The sequence below is a fragment of the Pseudomonas sp. B14(2017) genome (assembly GCF_002113255.1).
In the GTDB taxonomy this organism is placed as follows: domain Bacteria; phylum Pseudomonadota; class Gammaproteobacteria; order Pseudomonadales; family Pseudomonadaceae; genus Aquipseudomonas; species Aquipseudomonas putida_Z.
Map to the genome: position 1 here is coordinate 1 of NZ_NEJY01000011.1, position 16,444 is coordinate 16,444.

Here is a 16,444-nt window from a genome sequence, read left to right on the forward strand (position 1 = left end):
CAGAATCGGCAGGCCGGAGCGTTCGCAGGCATTACAGGTGCCGTAGGTGTTGGGGATCTCTTCCTGCATGGCGATGTGGATGGCTTTGCTGATGCTCATGATTAACTCCTTGCCTTTGGCAGGCCGGCGACGATGTGCGACCAGGTGCAGTCGTCGTAGCTGGCGAAGCGGTCCGCCAGGCGCTGCTCGCCGGCCGCTGCCTTTTCCACCTCGTGCTGGATGGTCGGGTGCTGAAGGAGCAGTGGGTGGATCATGAGCATGTGCAGGCTCATGCACTGGATATCGGCGCGGTCGCGCAGGCCCTGCTTGAACGCCTTGAGGATCAGGTTCATGGCATGGGTGGGGGCGTTTTCCGGCAAGCCTGAGGAACCTGCGAAGTGCCAGGGTGCATGGGGATGCTGCACGGCACTCAAGCGATGCCAGGCGCCGAGCAGTTGAATGATCTGTGGTGCGACGTGCTGGGTCGCCCTTACGGCCTCTGGGACGGCCAGTTCGCCAGCCATGGGTTCGCGCTCGAATACCTCGCAACTGCCAAAACCATCGGGATGTAGCCAGCTGCGAACGGGCCCGAGGACTTCGCCTGCGTTTTTCAGAGTCGCGCGCAGCAGCGCCAGCCGCACGGGTTCGAACCAGGCGGTGATACCGTGCGGTTCTGGTTGGTGCAGCACCTGACACTGCTGGCTGATGTGCTGGGCGATGAGGTCGGCGGGTTGATCGCTGATCAGCCAGCCACACACGTAGTGCCAGGTAGCTGCCGATTCACGAGCGGCGCAGGTCGCGCTTAATGGGGCAAGGGCTGTGGGCGCATCGCCGGGTTTGGCGAGCCGCACCAGAGCTGGCCAGCACTCAGGATCCTGCACCAGCCCGCTGCAGTCGACGCGCGTTACGGCATCACTACCCAGCGCTTCGCTGAGGGCAGTGATGGCCAGCGGGTGCTCAGGCGGGCAGCCGGCGAATGGGTCCAGTAAAAGGTAGAGGGTCTCTTCTGGTTGGCGCTGCTGGTTGGCGAAGTGATCGACCGACTGCACGTAGCCCTGCGCGGACTGGCTCGACATGAGAAGTTCCTTTTCTTCTTGATGGCGAGCAGAAACCTAACGGGGAATCAATGCCGCAGGTAGTTATTGGCTTCCTAACCAGTTGTAGGATTTTTCGCTTTCGGACGAGTCAGTCGTATTGCTCAGGACCTCGGGGATTCTGTTTCAAAGCATTGGCGCATCACGTCAAGGTAACGCCGGGCGCCCAGGCCCAACGGGCGCGACTTGACCCAGATGATGTCCACCCACAAGCGCAACCGGCTGGCCATGTTGTCGAAGCGCACCTCCGCCAGCGCGCCCGAAGCAATCAACGGCTCGACCAACGGCTGCGGCAGGTAGGCCCAACCGAGCCCCGATTGCACCAGGTCCAGCGTGGCCAGGTAGCTGTCGGTCAGCCAGATGCGCCGCGACAGCACCATGCGCGGGTCCGACCCGGTGGCCTTGCCCGAAGCCACGATGATCTGCCGCTGTTCGGCGAAAGCCTCTTCCGGCAACGGCATGCCGTTGTTCTGCCCGGCTGGATGGCGGGGGGAGGCGACGGCCACCAGCAACTGGCTGCCGGCCTCCAGGAATGACTCGCGCTCGTCGATGCCAGGGCGTTCGAAGACCAGTGCCAGTTGCACGCTGCCGTCATGCAGCAAACGGATGGCTTCTGCCTGGGTGGCCGAGCGCACTTCGATTTCCAGGCTGGGAAATTCCTGGGCGAGGGTTTCCAGCGGTTGGCTCCAGCGGCCGGTCTGCAGCTCGGGGGCCATGGCGATGGTCAGGCGTTTTTCCAGGCCCTTGTGCAGTTGCAGGGCCTGGGCGTCGAGCAGGTTGAGCTGGCAGATCACCTGCCTGGCCTGGGGCTCCAGGGCCAGGGCGGCACTGGTGGGCAAGGCTTTGCGCGTGGCCCGGTCGAACAGCACCAGGTCCAGCTCAGCCTCCAGTTGGGCGATGGCCATGCTCACGGCCGAAGGCACACGCCCCAGCTTGCGCGCGGCGGCAGAGAACGAGCCTGCCTCCAGCACCGCGAGGAAGATTGCCAGGGAGTCGCTGGTAAAGGCCATTGTCAGTAAACCTGATGACGAGGAAGCGTTGTGGCCGAAAAGTATGAACACTCCTCGGCCAGCTTCGCAATGCTTTACAGGTCTTCGGAGAGCACCCGATCAATGCTGTCGACAAAGTAGTCCACGCTCGCCCGGGTGGTGCACATCGGCGGCTTGATCTTGAGGATGTTCAGGTAATCACCGGTCGGCTGCATGAAGATGCCCAGGTCACGCAGGCGGTTGCACAGGGCCATGGTTTCCTCGGTTGCCGGTTCCAGCGTTGCGCGGTCGCGCACCAGTTCCAGCCCCAGGTAGAAGCCCGAACCATGTGCCGCGCCGGCCAGCGGATGCTTGTCCACCAGTGCCTGCAGGCGCGCCTTGAAATAGCGCCCGGTGTCGCGGGCGTTGTCCCACAGGCCTTCTTCCTGCATCACATCCAGCACCGCCATGCCGATGCGGCAGCTGACCGGGCTGCCGCCGGCCGAGGAGAAGAAGTAGCCCTCGGCCTCCAGCGCTTCGGCGATCTCGCGGCGGGTGATGACTACGCCCAGAGGCTGGCCGTTGCCCATGCCCTTGGCCATGGTGATGATGTCGGGCACCACGCCCTGTTCCTCGAAGCCCCAGAAGTACTCGCCCAGGCGGCCATAGCCGACCTGCACTTCGTCGGCGATGCACACGCCGCCCCGGGCGCGGACCTTGGCATAGGCTTCGCGCAGGTAACCGGCCGGCAACGAAATACCACCGGCATTGCCGTACACCGGCTCGCAGATGATGCCCGCCAACTGGCGGCCACGGGCGTCGAGGTCGGCCAGCTTGGCGTCGACGTCGCGCAGGTAGTCGGTGGCGCTGTCGGCGCCACGGAAGCGGCCGCGGAAGGTGTTCGGCGCCTCGACCGGGTGCACCCAGTCCGGGCGGGTTTCCAGGGCCTGCGGGTTGTCGGCGATGGAAGTGGAAATGGCATCGGTGGCCACCGACCAGCCGTGGTAGGCCTCCAGCACGCTGAGCAGGTCGCGCCCGCCGCTGTAGGCCCAGGCCAGGCGAATCGCCAGGTCGTTGGCTTCGGTGCCGCTGTTGACCATGAACACCCGGTCGAAGCCTTTGGGTGCCAACTCCAGCAGGCGTTCGGAGAACTCGGTGATGGCCGCGTAGTGGAAGCGCGAGTTGGTGTTCAGCAGCGACCACTGCCGTGCCGACTCGGCGACCATGCGTGGGTGGCCGTGGCCCAATACAGCAACGTTGTTGAGCATGTCCAGGTACGAGCGGCCCTGCATGTCGATCAGGTAGTTGCGCCAGCCGCGTTCGATGTGAGGCGGTTGCGCGTAGTAGTGCTTCTGCGAGCGGGCGAAGCTGGCATCGCGGCGGGCCAGCAGGGCCTGTGGGTCGGGCAGCGGCTCGGCATTGCAGTCGAAGCCCAGCAACGCAGCTGGTGACGGGCACAGGGCCAGCCAGGCGGCCGCCTGGGATGGGGTGGCGAAGAACGGCGGCTGGAGGCCGCTATCCAGGCATAGCTGCACGCTGAGGAAGCCACAACTGCTGCCCAGCGGCTGGCCTTTTTCCACGGCCTGGCCATCTGCAGGCGCGTCTTCCAGGCCTTGCAGCCACAACGCCCAGTGCGCGCTGCGCAGACAGCCACGGCCGTCGCCATGGCGCTGCCAGGTGCCGGCATCTGGCGCTTGCACCAGGCTGCCGTTGGGTACATGCAGCTCGACGCCCAGGGCACAGGTGGCGGGCTCTTCGGGGCGGTCGATATGGGTTTGCGACAGGCGATACTGCCCGTGCAGGCTGCAGGCCGGGGCCGGTTGCGTGGTCAGCAGGTGCTGGTCGAAGCCTGGTTGCTCCCAGTTGCCCGCCTCGCAATGCCCGCTGAGCACGCCCAGGTCGACGCGCGTCACAACCTGCCCATCCAGTTCCGGGAGCAGGGGGACGCAGCCGCTCAGGTCCGGCGTGGCAGGCTGCAAGCCCGCAGCCTGCAGGATGGCCGCTTCCATCAATGCGAAAGGTACGGCGGTGGCCGTGTCGAAGATTTCCCATTCATGGGCGATGTTGTCGCGAGTGTACTGGTTGCCGGGGTCGACGGCGAGCTGCTGCTCGCTGCTCAGCACCAGCACGGCGGCGCGGTTGAGCACCAGCGGCCACAGCGCCCGCAGTTCGGCTTCGCTCAGAGGGTTGAGCGCCTGGTAGGCACGCACGGCCGGCAGGATGCGCAGCGGGTCGCCCTCGGCGTGGTGCAACAGCGCCGCGCAGGTCACCGACAGGTCGGCGATGCGCCAGGTGCGTAACAGGTCGCCGAAATCGATCACCCCTTGCAGCTGCCACTGGCGCTCGCCATCTCGGGCCCAGACGGCGTTGTCGTCGGTGATGTCCAGGTGCACGGCCTGGCTTGGCAGCTGGTCGACCAGCGGCGCCAGGTGCTCGGCGGCCAGCTGGGTGGCCTGCTCGATGCGGGCGCGTTGCTCGGCGTTGCCCAGCACGGGTAGCAGGTGCTGGATCAGTGCCTGGGCATGTTGCGGGTCCCATTGCAGGGTGCGCGCCAGGCCCGGGTGGTCGAAAATGGCCAAGGCCTTGTCCAGCCGCGCGCAGAGCCCGCCGAGTTCGGCCATCAGGCGTGGTTCCATGTGCTTGAGGCGGGTCAGTGGCTGGCCGTCGATGTAGTCGAGCAGGCGCATGCGCAGCGGTTGCCCGTCTATTTCCAACGCCAGCAGCATCTGGCCATCGCTGGTCGGGCGCACGGCGGGCACTGGCAAGCCCTGTTCGCGCAGGTAGGCCAGGGCCGCGTGCTGGGCCTCGAGCTCCACCTGGGCGTAGCTGCCGTGGCAGGCCTTAAGCACGAAACGGCCTTGTGGTGCGTCTACACGGAAGTTCAGGTCCTGTTGGCTGCCCAATGCCGAGAGGTTGCCGGCAATGCCGTAGTGCGTTTGCAGCACGGCATGTGCCTGGGCTTCGCCGAGCGCAGGGCTGGGCAGGCCGGAGCGCTTGATCAGCGTGGTCAGGGCAGGGGAGGCGGGCTGGTGTTGTGGGCTGGACATGGGGCTCTACCGTTGCTGCTGGGGTTGACGGTGGAGAATTTATGCCCGATCTGGCTGATGATGGAAGACGATTGTTGTCAGAAAATTTGATGATGGCTTTCGAACCGACCTGCCTGTACACCGTTACATTAAATTATTCGCTGCCAATAATTATTGGTATTCAATAATTTTCAATAAAGCCATGATCGACGTCTTCCCGCGCCGTGAATTGGCTGCCGACATGGCCAGGCAGCTGTTGAAACCGTCCGCCCTGGATATCGGCCTGAGATCAGGGCTGTTTTTCTACGGGCTGCGCAGGACTGGCAAAGCCTCTTTTTAAGAACGACTTGATCCCTGCCCTGTAACCAGGCCTTTGCCGGTGCCACAAACGTGCCGTATCCGGTGCTGGACAGGGACTATGTCGAATTCTGGCTCAAGCGGCTCGCAAAAGATGGCCTGGGCAACTTGCCGTCGCTGGATGTCGCGGCACAGGCATTCAAAACGCTGGGCAGCAGGCCCGAGGAGTTCATTCGTGCACTTCGGCAGTTGGTTCACTCACCTGCGTCCGGGTTGAGGCCGGATGAGGTGCTGCCGGTAATCGCATCAACGTTACGTTCGGCGGCTGCTGACCTGGAGTTGATGAAAGTAGAAGAGCTGGGCGTCCTGGCTGAGGCGATTTTCGCCCGGATCGCATCGGTTGAAGGCGATGCGCGTGGGGTGTTCTCCAACGAAGCAGCGGCCGAGTATTCGAAGTCTGTGGGGCGTGAAGTGCGTGTCGAAGAGATACAGCCGGTTGCCAACGAACTGCTGGCCGCTAACCTGATCATGCGTCGGGGGCATGGGCTGTATGGGGTGACCGACCCCTTTGTACAGGAGATCTGGCGCGAGCGGCAGGAGTTGTTGGGCCGGCTCTGAGCTGCATCAGCCTAGGCCAGCTGGCGCCGGATCCATCAGCGCCTTGGCTATCGCACTCAGGTAGTGGGCAGCCCAGATCATCATCGGCTTCTCGACAGTGAATTGGGTGTATTCCGTGGTCATTTTGAATCCACTGAAAACTCTCGACTGCCTGGACCGGCCTCTTCGCGGGCACGCCCGCTCCCACAGGTACTGCGCAAGTCTTGAAGCCTGTGGTGGCCCTGTGGGAGCGGGCGTGCCCGCGAAAGGGCCGGCCCTGGCGACATATTAATCAGCCTTGGTGCAAGTCTTGGGTTCGGCGAGGATTGGGAAATGGCCTACAAGGAAGGGGATAAGTCTATTTTTTACCTCGCCGAAAGCGGGCCGCTTTGCGGCCCATCGCCGGCAAGCCCGCTCCCACAGGGATAGCGCATGGCTTGAAGCCGGCGCGGTCGGGGTGGGAGCTGGCTTGCCGGCGATGGGCTGCGCAGCAGCCCCTAAAAGCTAACTAGCCGCATCCACTTCCAAGAACGCCGCCTCCAGCAACTGCCGGGTATACGGATGCTGCGGCGCATGGAAGATCGCCTGCGCATCCCCTTGTTCCACCACATGCCCATGCTTGATCACCATCAACTGGTGGCTCAACGCCTTGACCACCGCCAGGTCATGGCTGATGAACAGGTAGGTCAGGTTGTATTTCTGCTGCAGATTGCGCAGCAACTCCACCACTTGCCGCTGCACCGTGCGGTCCAGCGCCGAGGTAGGTTCATCCAGCAGGATCAGCGCCGGCTTCAATACCAACGCCCGGGCAATGGCAATGCGCTGGCGCTGCCCACCGGAAAACTCATGCGGATAGCGATGCCGCGTGCGTGGGTCCAGCCCCACTTCCTCCAGGGCCGCAATAATCGCCGCTTCCTGTTCCTGCGCCGTGCCGATGCGGTGGATGCGCAACCCTTCGCCAACAATGTCCTCCACGCACATGCGCGGGCTCAGGCTGCCGAACGGGTCCTGGAACACCACCTGCATTTCCCGGCGCAACGGGCGCACGGCCTTCTGGTTCAGCCCTTCCAGGTCCTGCCCATGAAAGCGAATGCCGCCCTGGCTGGAGATCAGCCGCAAGATCGCCAAACCCAAAGTCGACTTGCCCGACCCGGACTCGCCGACAATCCCCAGCGTCTGCCCTTGCGGCAAGCTGAAGTTGATCCCGTCCACCGCCTTCACATGGTCGACCGTGCGCCGCAGCAGGCCCTTCTTGATCGGGAACCACACCTTGAGGTCATCCACCTCCAGCAATGGCGCGCCCACCGGGTTGTGCGCCGGTAGCCCGCTGGGCTCGGCATTGATCAGCATCTGCGTGTAGTGGTGCTGCGGTGCGCTGAACAGCCTGGCGCATTCGGCCTGCTCGACAATCTGCCCGTGCTGCATCACGCACACACGGTGGGCGATGCGCCGCACCAGGTTCAGGTCATGGCTGATCAGCAGCAGGGCCATGCCCAGACGAGCCTGCAGTTCCTTGAGCAGTTCGAGAATCTTCAACTGCACGGTCACGTCCAGCGCCGTGGTCGGCTCATCCGCAATCAGCAGTTCCGGCTCGTTGGCCAGGGCCATGGCGATCATCACCCGCTGGCGCTGCCCGCCCGACAGCTCGTGGGGCAGGGCCTTCAGGCGCTTGCGTGGCTCGGGAATGCCGACCATCTCCAGCAGCTCCAGGGTGCGCGCCGTGGCCTCCTTGCCGGTCAGGCCCTTGTGCAGCAGGAGGATTTCGTTGATCTGCTTCTCGATGCAGTGCAACGGGTTCAGCGAGGTCATCGGCTCTTGGAAGATCATTGCAATGCGGTTGCCGCGAATGCGCTGCATGGTCTTCTCGTTCTGCTGCAGCAGGTCCTTGCCCTCGTAGCGGATGCTGCCGCTGGGGTGGCGGGCCAGGGGGTAGGGCAGCAGGCGCAGGAGCGAGTGCGCGGTAACCGATTTGCCCGAGCCACTCTCGCCCACCAGTGCCAGCGTCTCACCCTTGCGGATGTCGAAGCTGATGCCGTTCACAACACGGTGGGCCTGGTCACCGGTGACGAACTCCACCGCCAGGTCGCGCACTTCGATCAGGTTTTGTTCACTCATGTCACTTCCTCGGGTCGAAGGCATCGCGGGCGGATTCGCCGATGAACACCAGCAGGCTCAGCATCAGCGCCAGCACGGCGAAGGCGCTGATGCCCAGCCATGGGGCCTGCAGGTTGGACTTGCCCTGGGCCACCAGTTCGCCTAGCGACGGTGCGCCCGGCGGCAGGCCGAAGCCGAGGAAGTCCAGGGCGGTGAGGGTGCCGATGGCGCCGGTGAGAATGAACGGCATGAAGGTCATGGTCGAGATCATGGCGTTCGGCAGGATGTGCCGGTACATGATCGCGCCATTGCGCATCCCCAACGCGCGGGCTGCGCGCACGTATTCCAGGTTGCGCCCGCGCAGGAACTCGGCGCGCACCACGTCCACCAGGCTCATCCACGAGAACAGCAGCATGATGCCCAGCAACCACCAGAAGTTGGGCTGCACGAAGCTGGCGAGGATGATCAGCAGGTACAGCACCGGCAGGCCCGACCAGACTTCCAGGAAGCGTTGCCCGGCCAAGTCGACCCAGCCGCCATAGAAGCCCTGCAAGGCACCGGCGATCACGCCGACGATTGAGCTGAGCACGGTCAGGGTCAGGGCGAACAGCACCGAAATGCGGAAGCCGTAGATCACCCGCGCCAGCACGTCGCGGCCCTGGTCGTCGGTACCCAGCCAGTTGTCCGCCGACGGTGGGGCCGGGGCGGGTACGCGCAAGTCGTAGTTGATGCTCTGGTAGCTGAACGGGATCGGTGCCCACAGCACGAAGCTGTCTTTCTTCTCCAGCAGTTCGCGGATGTACGGGCTCTTGTAGTTGGCTTCCAGCGGGAATTCGCCGCCAAAGGTGGTTTCCGGGTAGCGCTTGAACGCCGGGAAGTACCATGCGTCGTCGTAGCGCACGGCAATCGGCTTGTCGTTGGCGATCAGCTCGGCGCCCAGGCTCAGGCCGAACAGGATCAGGAACAGCCACAGAGACCACCAGCCACGGCGGTTGGCCTTGAAGCGCTCGAAGCGCCGGCGGTTGAGGGGGGACAAGGCCATGTCAGTGCTCCCGGCTGGCGAAGTCGATGCGTGGATCGACCAGGGTGTAGGTCAGGTCGCCGATCAGTTTCACCACCAGCCCCAGCAGGGTGAAGATGAACAGGGTGCCGAAGACCACCGGGTAGTCGCGGTTGATGGCTGCCTCGAAACTCATCAGGCCGAGGCCGTCGAGGCTGAAAATCACTTCGATCAGCAAGGAACCGGTGAAGAAGATGCCGATGAACGCCGAAGGGAAACCGGCAATCACCAGCAGCATGGCGTTGCGGAACACATGGCCGTACAGCACCCGTGGCCGGCTCAGGCCCTTGGCCTTGGCGGTGACCACGTATTGCTTGTTGATCTCGTCGAGGAAGCTGTTCTTGGTCAGCAAGGTCATGGTGGCAAAGTTGCCGATGACCAGCGCGGTGATCGGCAGCACCAGGTGCCAGAAGTAGTCCAGCACCTTGCCGGTGGTGGTCAGCTCGTCGAAGTTGTTGGAGGTGAGGCCGCGCAGCGGGAACCAGTCGAAGTAGCTTCCGCCGGCGAACAGCACGATCAGCAGGATGGCGAACAGGAACGCCGGGATGGCGTAGCCGACGATGATCGCCGAACTGGTCCACACGTCGAAATGGCTGCCGTGGCGCACGGCCTTGGCAATGCCCAGCGGGATCGACACCAGGTACATGATCAGCGTGCTCCACAGCCCCAGCGAAATCGACACCGGCATCTTCTCGATGATCAGGTCGATGACCTTGGCATCGCGGAAGAAGCTGTCGCCGAAGTCCAGCCGGGCGTAGTTCTTGATCATGATCCACAGGCGCTCGGGCGGCGACTTGTCGAAGCCGTACATGCGTTCGATCTCGGCGATCAGTGCTGGGTCCAGGCCCTGGGCGCCCCGGTAGTTGGAGCCGGCCACGGACACTTCGGCACCGCCACCGGCAATGCGGCTGGTGGCGCCTTCGAAACCTTCGAGCTTGGCGATCATCTGCTCGACCGGGCCGCCGGGGGCGGCCTGGACGATGATGAAGTTGATGATCAGGATGCCGAACAGGGTCGGGATGATCAGCAGCAGGCGGCGCAGGATGTAGGCCAGCATGTTATTCGGCCTCGTCCGCAGTGGTTTCGCTGACGGCCGGGGTTACGCCGGGCTTGATCCACCAGGTGTCGATGCCGATGTCGTACTTGGGCGATACGTCCGGGTGGCCGATGTGGTTCCAGTAGGCCACGCGCCAGGTCTTGATGTGCCAGTTGGGGATCACGTAGTAGCCCCACAGCAGTACGCGGTCGAGGGCCCGGCAGTGGTCGATCAGGCTCTGCCGCGAATCGGCATTGATCAGCTGTTCCACCAGCTGGTCGATGGCCGGGTCGCGCAGGCCGATGAAGTTGCGGCTGCCTGGGTTGTCGGCGGCGGCACTGGACCAGAACTCGCGCTGCTCGTTGCCCGGCGAGTTGGACTGCGGGTAGCCACCGACGATCATGTCGTAGTCGCGCGAACGCAAGCGGGTGATGTACTGGGACACGTCGACCCGGCGGATGTTCAGGTCGATGCCAAGGTCGGCGAGGTTGCGCTTGAATGGCAGCAGGATGCGTTCGAACTCGGTCTGTGCCAGCAGGAACTCGATGCTCACCGGCTTGCCCTGGGCGTCGACCATCTTGTCGTCGACGATTTTCCAGCCGGCTTCCTGCAGCAGCTTGTAGGCCTGGCGCTGCTGTTCGCGGATCATGCCGCTGCCGTCGCTGACCGGGTTGTGGAAGGCTTCGCTGAATACCTGCTCGGGGACCTTGCCGCGCAGCGGTTCGAGGATTTTCAGTTCGCTGGGGCCGGGCAGGCCGCGGGCGGCCATTTCCGAGTTTTCGAAGTAGCTGTCGGTGCGGGTGTAGGCGCCGTTGAACAGCTGCTTGTTGGTCCACTCGTAGTCCAGCAGCAGGCTCAGCGCCTGGCGCACGCGCACGTCCTGGAACACCGGGCGGCGGATGTTGAAGATGAAGCCCTGCATGCCGGTGGGGTTGCCGTTGGGCAATTCTTCCTTGATCAGGCGGCCATCGCGCACGGCGGGTACGTTGTAGGCGGTGGCCCAGTTCTTCGCGCTGACTTCCAGCGCATAGTCGAACGCCCCGGCCTTGAGTGCTTCCAGGGCGACGGTGGTGTCGCGGTAGGAGTCGAAGGTCATGACGTCGAAGTTGTAGAAGCCGCGGTTGATCGGCAGGTCCTTGGCCCAGTAGTCCTTGACCCGCTCGTAGCGCACCGAGCGCCCGGCCTTGACCTCGGCGACCTTGTACGGGCCGCTGCCCAGCGGGATTTCCAGGTTGCCGCGGTTGAAATCGCGGCTTTCGTACCAGTGCTTGGGCAATACCGGCAGTTGGCCAAGAATCAGCGGCAGCTCGCGGTTGTTCTTGTGCTTGAAGCTGAACAGCACCGTCAGCGGGTCTTCGGCGACCACTTCGGCGACGTCGGCATAGTACTGGCGGTACAGCGGCGCACCGTCCTTGATCAGGGCATTGAAGGTGAACACCACGTCGTCGGCGCGCATCGGGTGGCCGTCGTGGAAGCGTGCCTCGGGGCGCAGGTAGAAACGCACCCAGCTGTTGTCCGGGGCCTTTTCGATCTTGCCGGCCACCAGGCCGTACTCGGTGAACGGCTCGTCCTGGCTCTGGCGCATCAGGGTGTCGTAGATGCTGCTGATGTTCTCGGCCGGCACGCCCTTGTTGATGAACGGGTTGAGGCTGTCGAAACCGCCGAAGCTGGACTGGCGGAAGGTGCCACCCTTGGGTGCGTCAGGGTTGACGTAGGCGAAGTGCTTGAAGTCGGCGGGGTACTTGGGTGGCTCGTCGTACAGGGTGAGCGCATGTTGCGGTGCGGCCAGGGCGGGAAGGCTCAGGCAGGCAAGCAACAGGCTGCCGGCCAGCCGGCGCAGTCGGTGCGTTGGCGTCATTGGGCTTTCTCCGAAGTCTTGATCCACCAGCTGTTCAGCCCAAGGGTGTAGGGCGGCGTGGTGACGAAGGCGAACCGGTTGCGGTAGGCCAGGCGATGATTGTCGAGGTACCAGTTGGGGATCATGTAGTACTGCCATGAGAGCACGCGGTCCAGGGCGCGGGCGGCGGCGACCTGGTCATCGCGGGTACGGGCGGCGAGCAGGGTGTCGAGCAGATGGTCGACCACCGGGTCCTTGACCCCAGCATAGTTCTTGCTGCCCTTGGTGGTTGCCTGGCTGGAGTGGAAGTACAGCCACTGTTCGAGGCCCGGGCTCAGGGTCTGGTTCAGGGTCATCAGAATCATGTCGAAATCGAACTGGTCCAGGCGTTGTTTGTACTGGGCGCGGTCCACGGTACGCAAGCGCGCATCGATGCCGATGCTGGCCAGGTTTTCGACATACGGTTGCAGGATGCGTTCAAGGTTGGGGTTTACCAGCAGCAGCTCCATGCGCAGCTGCTGGCCCTTGCTGTCGACCAGGCGCTGGCCGTTCAGCTTCCAACCGGCCTCGGCGAGCAGGCCGAGGGCCTGGCGCAGGGTCTGGCGGCTGATGCCGCGGCCATCGGTCTGGCTGACCTTGTAGGGTTCGCTGAACAAGCTGGCCGGCAACTGGTCACGGAACGGCGCCAGCAGCAGCCACTCCTTGCCGGTGGGCAGGCCGGTAGCGGCGAATTCGCTGTTGGGGTAGTAGCTGGTCGAGCGGCGGTAGGCGCCGCTGAACAGGGCGCGGTTGGTCCACTCGAAGTCGAGCATCAGCCCCAGCGCCTGGCGTACCCGTGGGTCACTGAAGGTGGCCCGGCGGCTGTTCATGAACAGGCCCTGGGTTTGCGTGGGGATGCGGTGCGGGATCTGCGCCTTGATTACCTCGCCCCGGCGCACGGCCGGGAAGTTGTAGCCGTTGGCCCAGTTCTTCGCCTGGTGCTCGATATAGATGTCGAACTCGCCGGCCTTGAACGCTTCGAACGCGACCGTGGCGTCACGGTAGAACTCGTATTCCACGCGGTTGAAGTTGTATTTGCCACGGTTTACCGCCAGGTCCTTGCCCCAGTAGTTCTTTACCCGTTCGAACACCAGTCGGCGCCCAGGCTGGACCTGGGTGATGCGGTAGGGGCCGCTGCCCAGCGGGGGCTCGAAGGTGGTGGCCTTGAAGTCGCGCTTTTGCCAGTAGTGCTTGGGCAGCACCGGCATCTCGCCCAGGCGCAGGATCAGCAGCGGGTTGCCGGCGCGCTTGAACACGAAGCGGATGCGCAGCGGGCCGAGGATGTCCACCCGCTGCACTTCCTGCAGGTTGGTGCGGTAGATCGGGTGGCCATCCTTGAGCAGCGTGCGGTAGGAGAAGGCCACGTCTGCCGAGGTGATCGGCTTGCCGTCATGCCAGTGGGCTTCCGGGCGCAGGTTGAACACCACCCAGCTGCGGTCCTCGCTGTACTCCACCGAGCGGGCGATCAGGCCGTAGCTGGAGGTCGGCTCGTCGCCGGACGGGTCGTACTGGCCGGTGCCGACCATCAGCGGCTCGTTCAGCTCGCTGATGCCGTATTGCTGGAAATTGGGCGTGGTAATCGGGCTCGACCCCTTGAAGGTGTAGGGGTTGAGGGTGTCGAAGGTACCGAAAGCCATGGCCCGCAAGGTGCCGCCCTTGGGCGCTTGCGGGTTGACCCAGTCGAAATGGGTGAATGTGGCTGGGTACTTGAGCGTGCCGAACTGCGCGTATCCGTGGCTTTCGCTCACCATCGCGGCTGCGGGAAAGCTCAAGGCCAGGCTGAGTGACAGCAGGAGGGGACGTATCAAGTCGGCATCCGATCCAGAGGCGTTGGGCTTTGATCGGGGTACAGTAACAGCTTGGTGGGGTTGGAAAAAGAGAGGGGGCAGGGGTTTTCCAGTGGGTATTTCTCAGGCCCATTCGCGGGCACGCCCGCTCCCACAGGTACAACACCGGCCTTGATGGCGGTGAAAAACCTGTGGGAGCGGGCGTGCCCGCGAATGGGCTGCAAAGCAGCCCCTGTAACTATATCAATGCGAGAGGTAGACGGTGAGGGTCTGGCCTGGCTTCAGGGCATGGCCGCTGCGCGGGTTCCAGCGTTTGAGGTGCTTCATTTCCACGTTGAAGCGCTTGGCCACCAGGTACAGCGAATCGCCTTTGCGTACCTTGTACTGCGTGGAGCGTTGCCCGGAGGCGGCTACCCGATTGCCAGCAGCACTCGGCGCGCTGCCTCCGCGCAGGGCCAGAACCTGGCCAGCGCGCACGCTGTTGCCGGAGAGGCGGTTCCAGCGCTTGATGTCCTTGACCGAAACGCGGTTGGCCTTGGCGATGGCGCCCAGGTTGTCGCCGCGCTTGACCCGGTAGCTGCGCGCCGCCACCGGGGCTTTGGCTTCGGCCACGGCGCGGGCGAACACCGCCTTGTTCGGCTGCAGGCTGACCAGCTGCTCGGGCTTGAGGTTGGACAGGCTGTCGCTCAGCAGCTGCGCCTTGGCGGTGGGTACCAGCAGCTGCTGCGGGCCATCCACGGTCATGCGCTTCTTGAATGCCGGGTTGAGCTGGATCAGCTCGTCTTCGTCGATGTTGGCGAAGGCCGCTACCCGTGACAGGTCGAGGCGGTCGTTGATGGCCACCGCCTCGAAGTAGGGTTCGTTGGCGATCGGGTTCAGGTTCACGCCATAGGCTTCCGGCGTGAGTACCACCTGCGACAGGGCCAGCAGCTTGGGCACGTAGTCGCGGGTTTCCTGCGGCAGCGGCAGGTTCCAGTAGTCGGTGGGCAGGCCGAGCCGTTCGTTGCGCTCGATGGCGCGACTGACCGTGCCTTCGCCGGCGTTGTAGGCAGCCAGGGCCAGCAGCCAGTCGCCGTTGAACATGTCGTGCAGGCGGCTGAGGTAGTCCAGCGCGGCGTTGGTCGAGGCGGTGACGTCGCGACGGCCATCGTAGAAGTTGGTCTGGCGCAGGTTGAAGTGGCGGCCGGTGGACGGAATGAACTGCCACATGCCCGCGGCATGGGCGCGCGAGTAGGCCATCGGGTTGTAGGCGCTTTCGATGGCTGGCAGCAGGGCCAGCTCCAGCGGCATGTCGCGTTCTTCGAGGCGCTCGACGATGTAGTGCAGGTAGAGGCTGCCACGCTCGCCAGCGCTTTCGATGTAGCTTGGGTTGCTGGCGAACCACAGGCGCTGCTGCTCGATGCGCGGGTTGACGTCGATGTTGTCCTGCAGGGCAAAGCCCTGGCGCATGCGTTCCCACACGTCCTGTGGCGCCTGCTCGGCCGGCTTGACCAGCAGCGGTGAAGGCTTGTGCTTGATCCGCGCCTGGTAGTTGTGCGCGCGAACGCTATCGGATTCGTCGAGCTGACGGGTGCTCTGGCAGCCCACCAAAGTGGCGGCCAGGGCCAGCGCACTGATTTGGGCCAGGCGCGTCAGGGCGACGGAATGAGAGGTTCTGCGGCTACGGGAAGACATCGGCTGACACAGGTTTCCGGGCGAAAAATTTCGGCGATTCTAGAAACCGCTCCGGGCCTGGTCAACCTTTGACCATCGCTTGCGATATATCTTGAGGTTATCAGAAGGTGTCCTTCCAAGACCTCAAGGCAGCAAAAACAGCGACATGCGAGGGGTTTGAATGTCCCTTCCATTCGTCTGCTTTTTGTTTAACTAATGTTTCAGAGGTGCGCAGGAAGGGGTTGGTCAGGCGCTCCAGACCGATCGTTGATGGCAATGTGATGCGATTGTCGCCACGCAAACGGGTAACGTCCTCGAACCGCTGCTGAACGTGCGGGTTGTCGGGTTCCACCGCCTTGGCGAAACGCAGGTTGCTCAGGGTGTATTCGTGGGCGCAGTACACCTCGGTCTGCTCTGGCAGGGCCGCCAGGCGGGCGAGGGCTGGCTGCATCTGTTCGGGGTTGCCTTCGAACATGCGCCCGCAACCGGCGGCGAACAGCGTGTCACCACTGAACAGCACCGGCGTTGCGGGCTGGTCGCTGAACAGGGCGATATGCCCCAGGGTATGGCCGGGCACCGCCAGCACCTGGAAGGTCACGCCAAGCACCGTCACCTGGTCACCTTCGTCCAGCGCCAGGTCACGGCAGGGAATGCGCTCGTGGGCCGGGCCGCAGACCCGCGCGCCGGTCAGTTGCTTGAGCCGTTCCACGCCGCCGACGTGGTCGTTGTGGTGGTGGGTGACCAGGATGTCACTCAGTACCCAGCCGGGGTTGGCCGACAGCCAGCGTTCCACTGGGCCGGCGTCACCCGGATCGACCACCGCGCAGCGGCGTTTGGCAGTATCCTGTAACAACCAGATGTAGTTGTCGGAGAAAGCGGGGAGAGCATCGATCTGTATCATGGTGCGGATCCGATTCGCCTAGCGTGGCACATGAAGGCATCTTATCCGCGATGGCGCGGTGCGAGAACCTTCGAGG

12 protein-coding genes are annotated in these 16,444 nt (G+C 63.9%); 2 read left to right on the forward strand and 10 right to left on the reverse strand.

Features of this window, described 5'->3' with window-relative positions:
* Positions 1 to 101 precede the first annotated feature (101 nt).
* The 3 genes from CAG34_RS12900 to CAG34_RS12910 all read right to left on the reverse strand — a co-directional run bounded on the left by CAG34_RS12900 (position 102) and on the right by CAG34_RS12910 (position 5,088).
* Complete coding sequence (locus tag CAG34_RS12900; RefSeq protein ID WP_085590392.1) at positions 102 to 1,055, reverse strand: hypothetical protein; 954 nt, start codon at positions 1,053 to 1,055, stop codon at positions 102 to 104.
* A gap of 122 nt (positions 1,056 to 1,177) precedes the next feature.
* Entirely contained in the window at positions 1,178 to 2,083 is a 906-nt protein-coding gene (locus CAG34_RS12905) for a LysR family transcriptional regulator (RefSeq protein ID WP_025339945.1), read from the reverse strand.
* 74 nt (positions 2,084 to 2,157) lie between these two features.
* Positions 2,158 to 5,088: an aminotransferase gene (locus CAG34_RS12910; protein ID WP_085590394.1), complete on the reverse strand. Its 2,931-nt coding sequence runs from the start codon at positions 5,086 to 5,088 to the stop codon at positions 2,158 to 2,160.
* 181 nt (positions 5,089 to 5,269) lie between these two features.
* Here CAG34_RS12910 and CAG34_RS29450 point away from each other — a divergent pair, with 181 nt between their 5' ends.
* Both CAG34_RS29450 and CAG34_RS12915 read left to right on the forward strand, forming a co-directional pair.
* The gene (locus CAG34_RS29450) at positions 5,270 to 5,407 is read left to right on the forward strand and encodes a hypothetical protein (RefSeq protein WP_371858042.1); all 138 of its coding nucleotides are present in this window, start codon (positions 5,270 to 5,272) and stop codon (positions 5,405 to 5,407) included.
* Positions 5,408 to 5,457: 50 nt separating this feature from the next.
* Positions 5,458 to 5,982: a hypothetical protein gene (locus tag CAG34_RS12915; RefSeq protein ID WP_371858043.1), complete on the forward strand. Its 525-nt coding sequence runs from the start codon at positions 5,458 to 5,460 to the stop codon at positions 5,980 to 5,982.
* Between the two features lie 483 nt (positions 5,983 to 6,465).
* Here the strand turns inward: CAG34_RS12915 and CAG34_RS12920 are convergent, their stop codons facing one another.
* The 7 genes from CAG34_RS12920 to gloB form a co-directional block, all read right to left on the reverse strand.
* Positions 6,466 to 8,076, reverse strand: a complete 1,611-nt coding sequence (locus CAG34_RS12920) for an ABC transporter ATP-binding protein (protein ID WP_038409989.1) — start codon at positions 8,074 to 8,076, stop codon at positions 6,466 to 6,468.
* Position 8,077: 1 nt separating this feature from the next.
* On the reverse strand, positions 8,078 to 9,097 hold the full coding sequence (locus CAG34_RS12925) for an ABC transporter permease (RefSeq protein WP_085590396.1): 1,020 nt from the start codon (positions 9,095 to 9,097) through the stop codon (positions 8,078 to 8,080).
* 1 nt (position 9,098) lies between these two features.
* On the reverse strand, positions 9,099 to 10,172 hold the full coding sequence (locus CAG34_RS12930; RefSeq protein ID WP_085590398.1) for a microcin C ABC transporter permease YejB: 1,074 nt from the start codon (positions 10,170 to 10,172) through the stop codon (positions 9,099 to 9,101).
* Between the two features lies 1 nt (position 10,173).
* The gene (locus CAG34_RS12935) at positions 10,174 to 12,009 is read right to left on the reverse strand and encodes an extracellular solute-binding protein (RefSeq protein ID WP_085590400.1); all 1,836 of its coding nucleotides are present in this window, start codon (positions 12,007 to 12,009) and stop codon (positions 10,174 to 10,176) included.
* Entirely contained in the window at positions 12,006 to 13,835 is a 1,830-nt protein-coding gene (locus tag CAG34_RS12940; RefSeq protein ID WP_218191907.1) for an extracellular solute-binding protein, read from the reverse strand. Before CAG34_RS12940 ends, CAG34_RS12935 begins: the two co-directional genes overlap by 4 nt.
* Positions 13,836 to 14,057: 222 nt before the next feature.
* Positions 14,058 to 15,488, reverse strand: a complete 1,431-nt coding sequence (locus tag CAG34_RS12945) for a lytic transglycosylase domain-containing protein (RefSeq protein ID WP_025339937.1) — start codon at positions 15,486 to 15,488, stop codon at positions 14,058 to 14,060.
* A 100-nt stretch (positions 15,489 to 15,588) separates the two neighbouring features.
* Entirely contained in the window at positions 15,589 to 16,368 is a 780-nt protein-coding gene (gene gloB, locus CAG34_RS12950) for a hydroxyacylglutathione hydrolase (RefSeq protein WP_085590404.1), read from the reverse strand.
* Between the last annotated feature and the right edge of the window lie 76 nt (positions 16,369 to 16,444).

Excerpts from the sequence above, each read along its gene's own strand:
- CAG34_RS12900 (WP_085590392.1), bottom strand. The coding sequence starts at position 1,055 with ATGTCGAGCCAGTCCGCGCAGGGCTACGTGCAGTCGGTCGATCACTTC.
- CAG34_RS12905 (WP_025339945.1), bottom strand. The coding sequence starts at position 2,083 with ATGGCCTTTACCAGCGACTCCCTGGCAATCTTCCTCGCGGTGCTGGAG.
- CAG34_RS12910 (WP_085590394.1), bottom strand. The coding sequence starts at position 5,088 with ATGTCCAGCCCACAACACCAGCCCGCCTCCCCTGCCCTGACCACGCTG.
- CAG34_RS29450 (WP_371858042.1), top strand. The coding sequence starts at position 5,270 with ATGATCGACGTCTTCCCGCGCCGTGAATTGGCTGCCGACATGGCCAGG.
- CAG34_RS12920 (WP_038409989.1), bottom strand. The coding sequence starts at position 8,076 with ATGAGTGAACAAAACCTGATCGAAGTGCGCGACCTGGCGGTGGAGTTC.
- CAG34_RS12925 (WP_085590396.1), bottom strand. The coding sequence starts at position 9,097 with ATGGCCTTGTCCCCCCTCAACCGCCGGCGCTTCGAGCGCTTCAAGGCC.
- CAG34_RS12930 (WP_085590398.1), bottom strand. The coding sequence starts at position 10,172 with ATGCTGGCCTACATCCTGCGCCGCCTGCTGCTGATCATCCCGACCCTG.
- CAG34_RS12935 (WP_085590400.1), bottom strand. The coding sequence starts at position 12,009 with ATGACGCCAACGCACCGACTGCGCCGGCTGGCCGGCAGCCTGTTGCTT.
- CAG34_RS12945 (WP_025339937.1), bottom strand. The coding sequence starts at position 15,488 with ATGTCTTCCCGTAGCCGCAGAACCTCTCATTCCGTCGCCCTGACGCGC.
- gloB (WP_085590404.1), bottom strand. The coding sequence starts at position 16,368 with ATGATACAGATCGATGCTCTCCCCGCTTTCTCCGACAACTACATCTGG.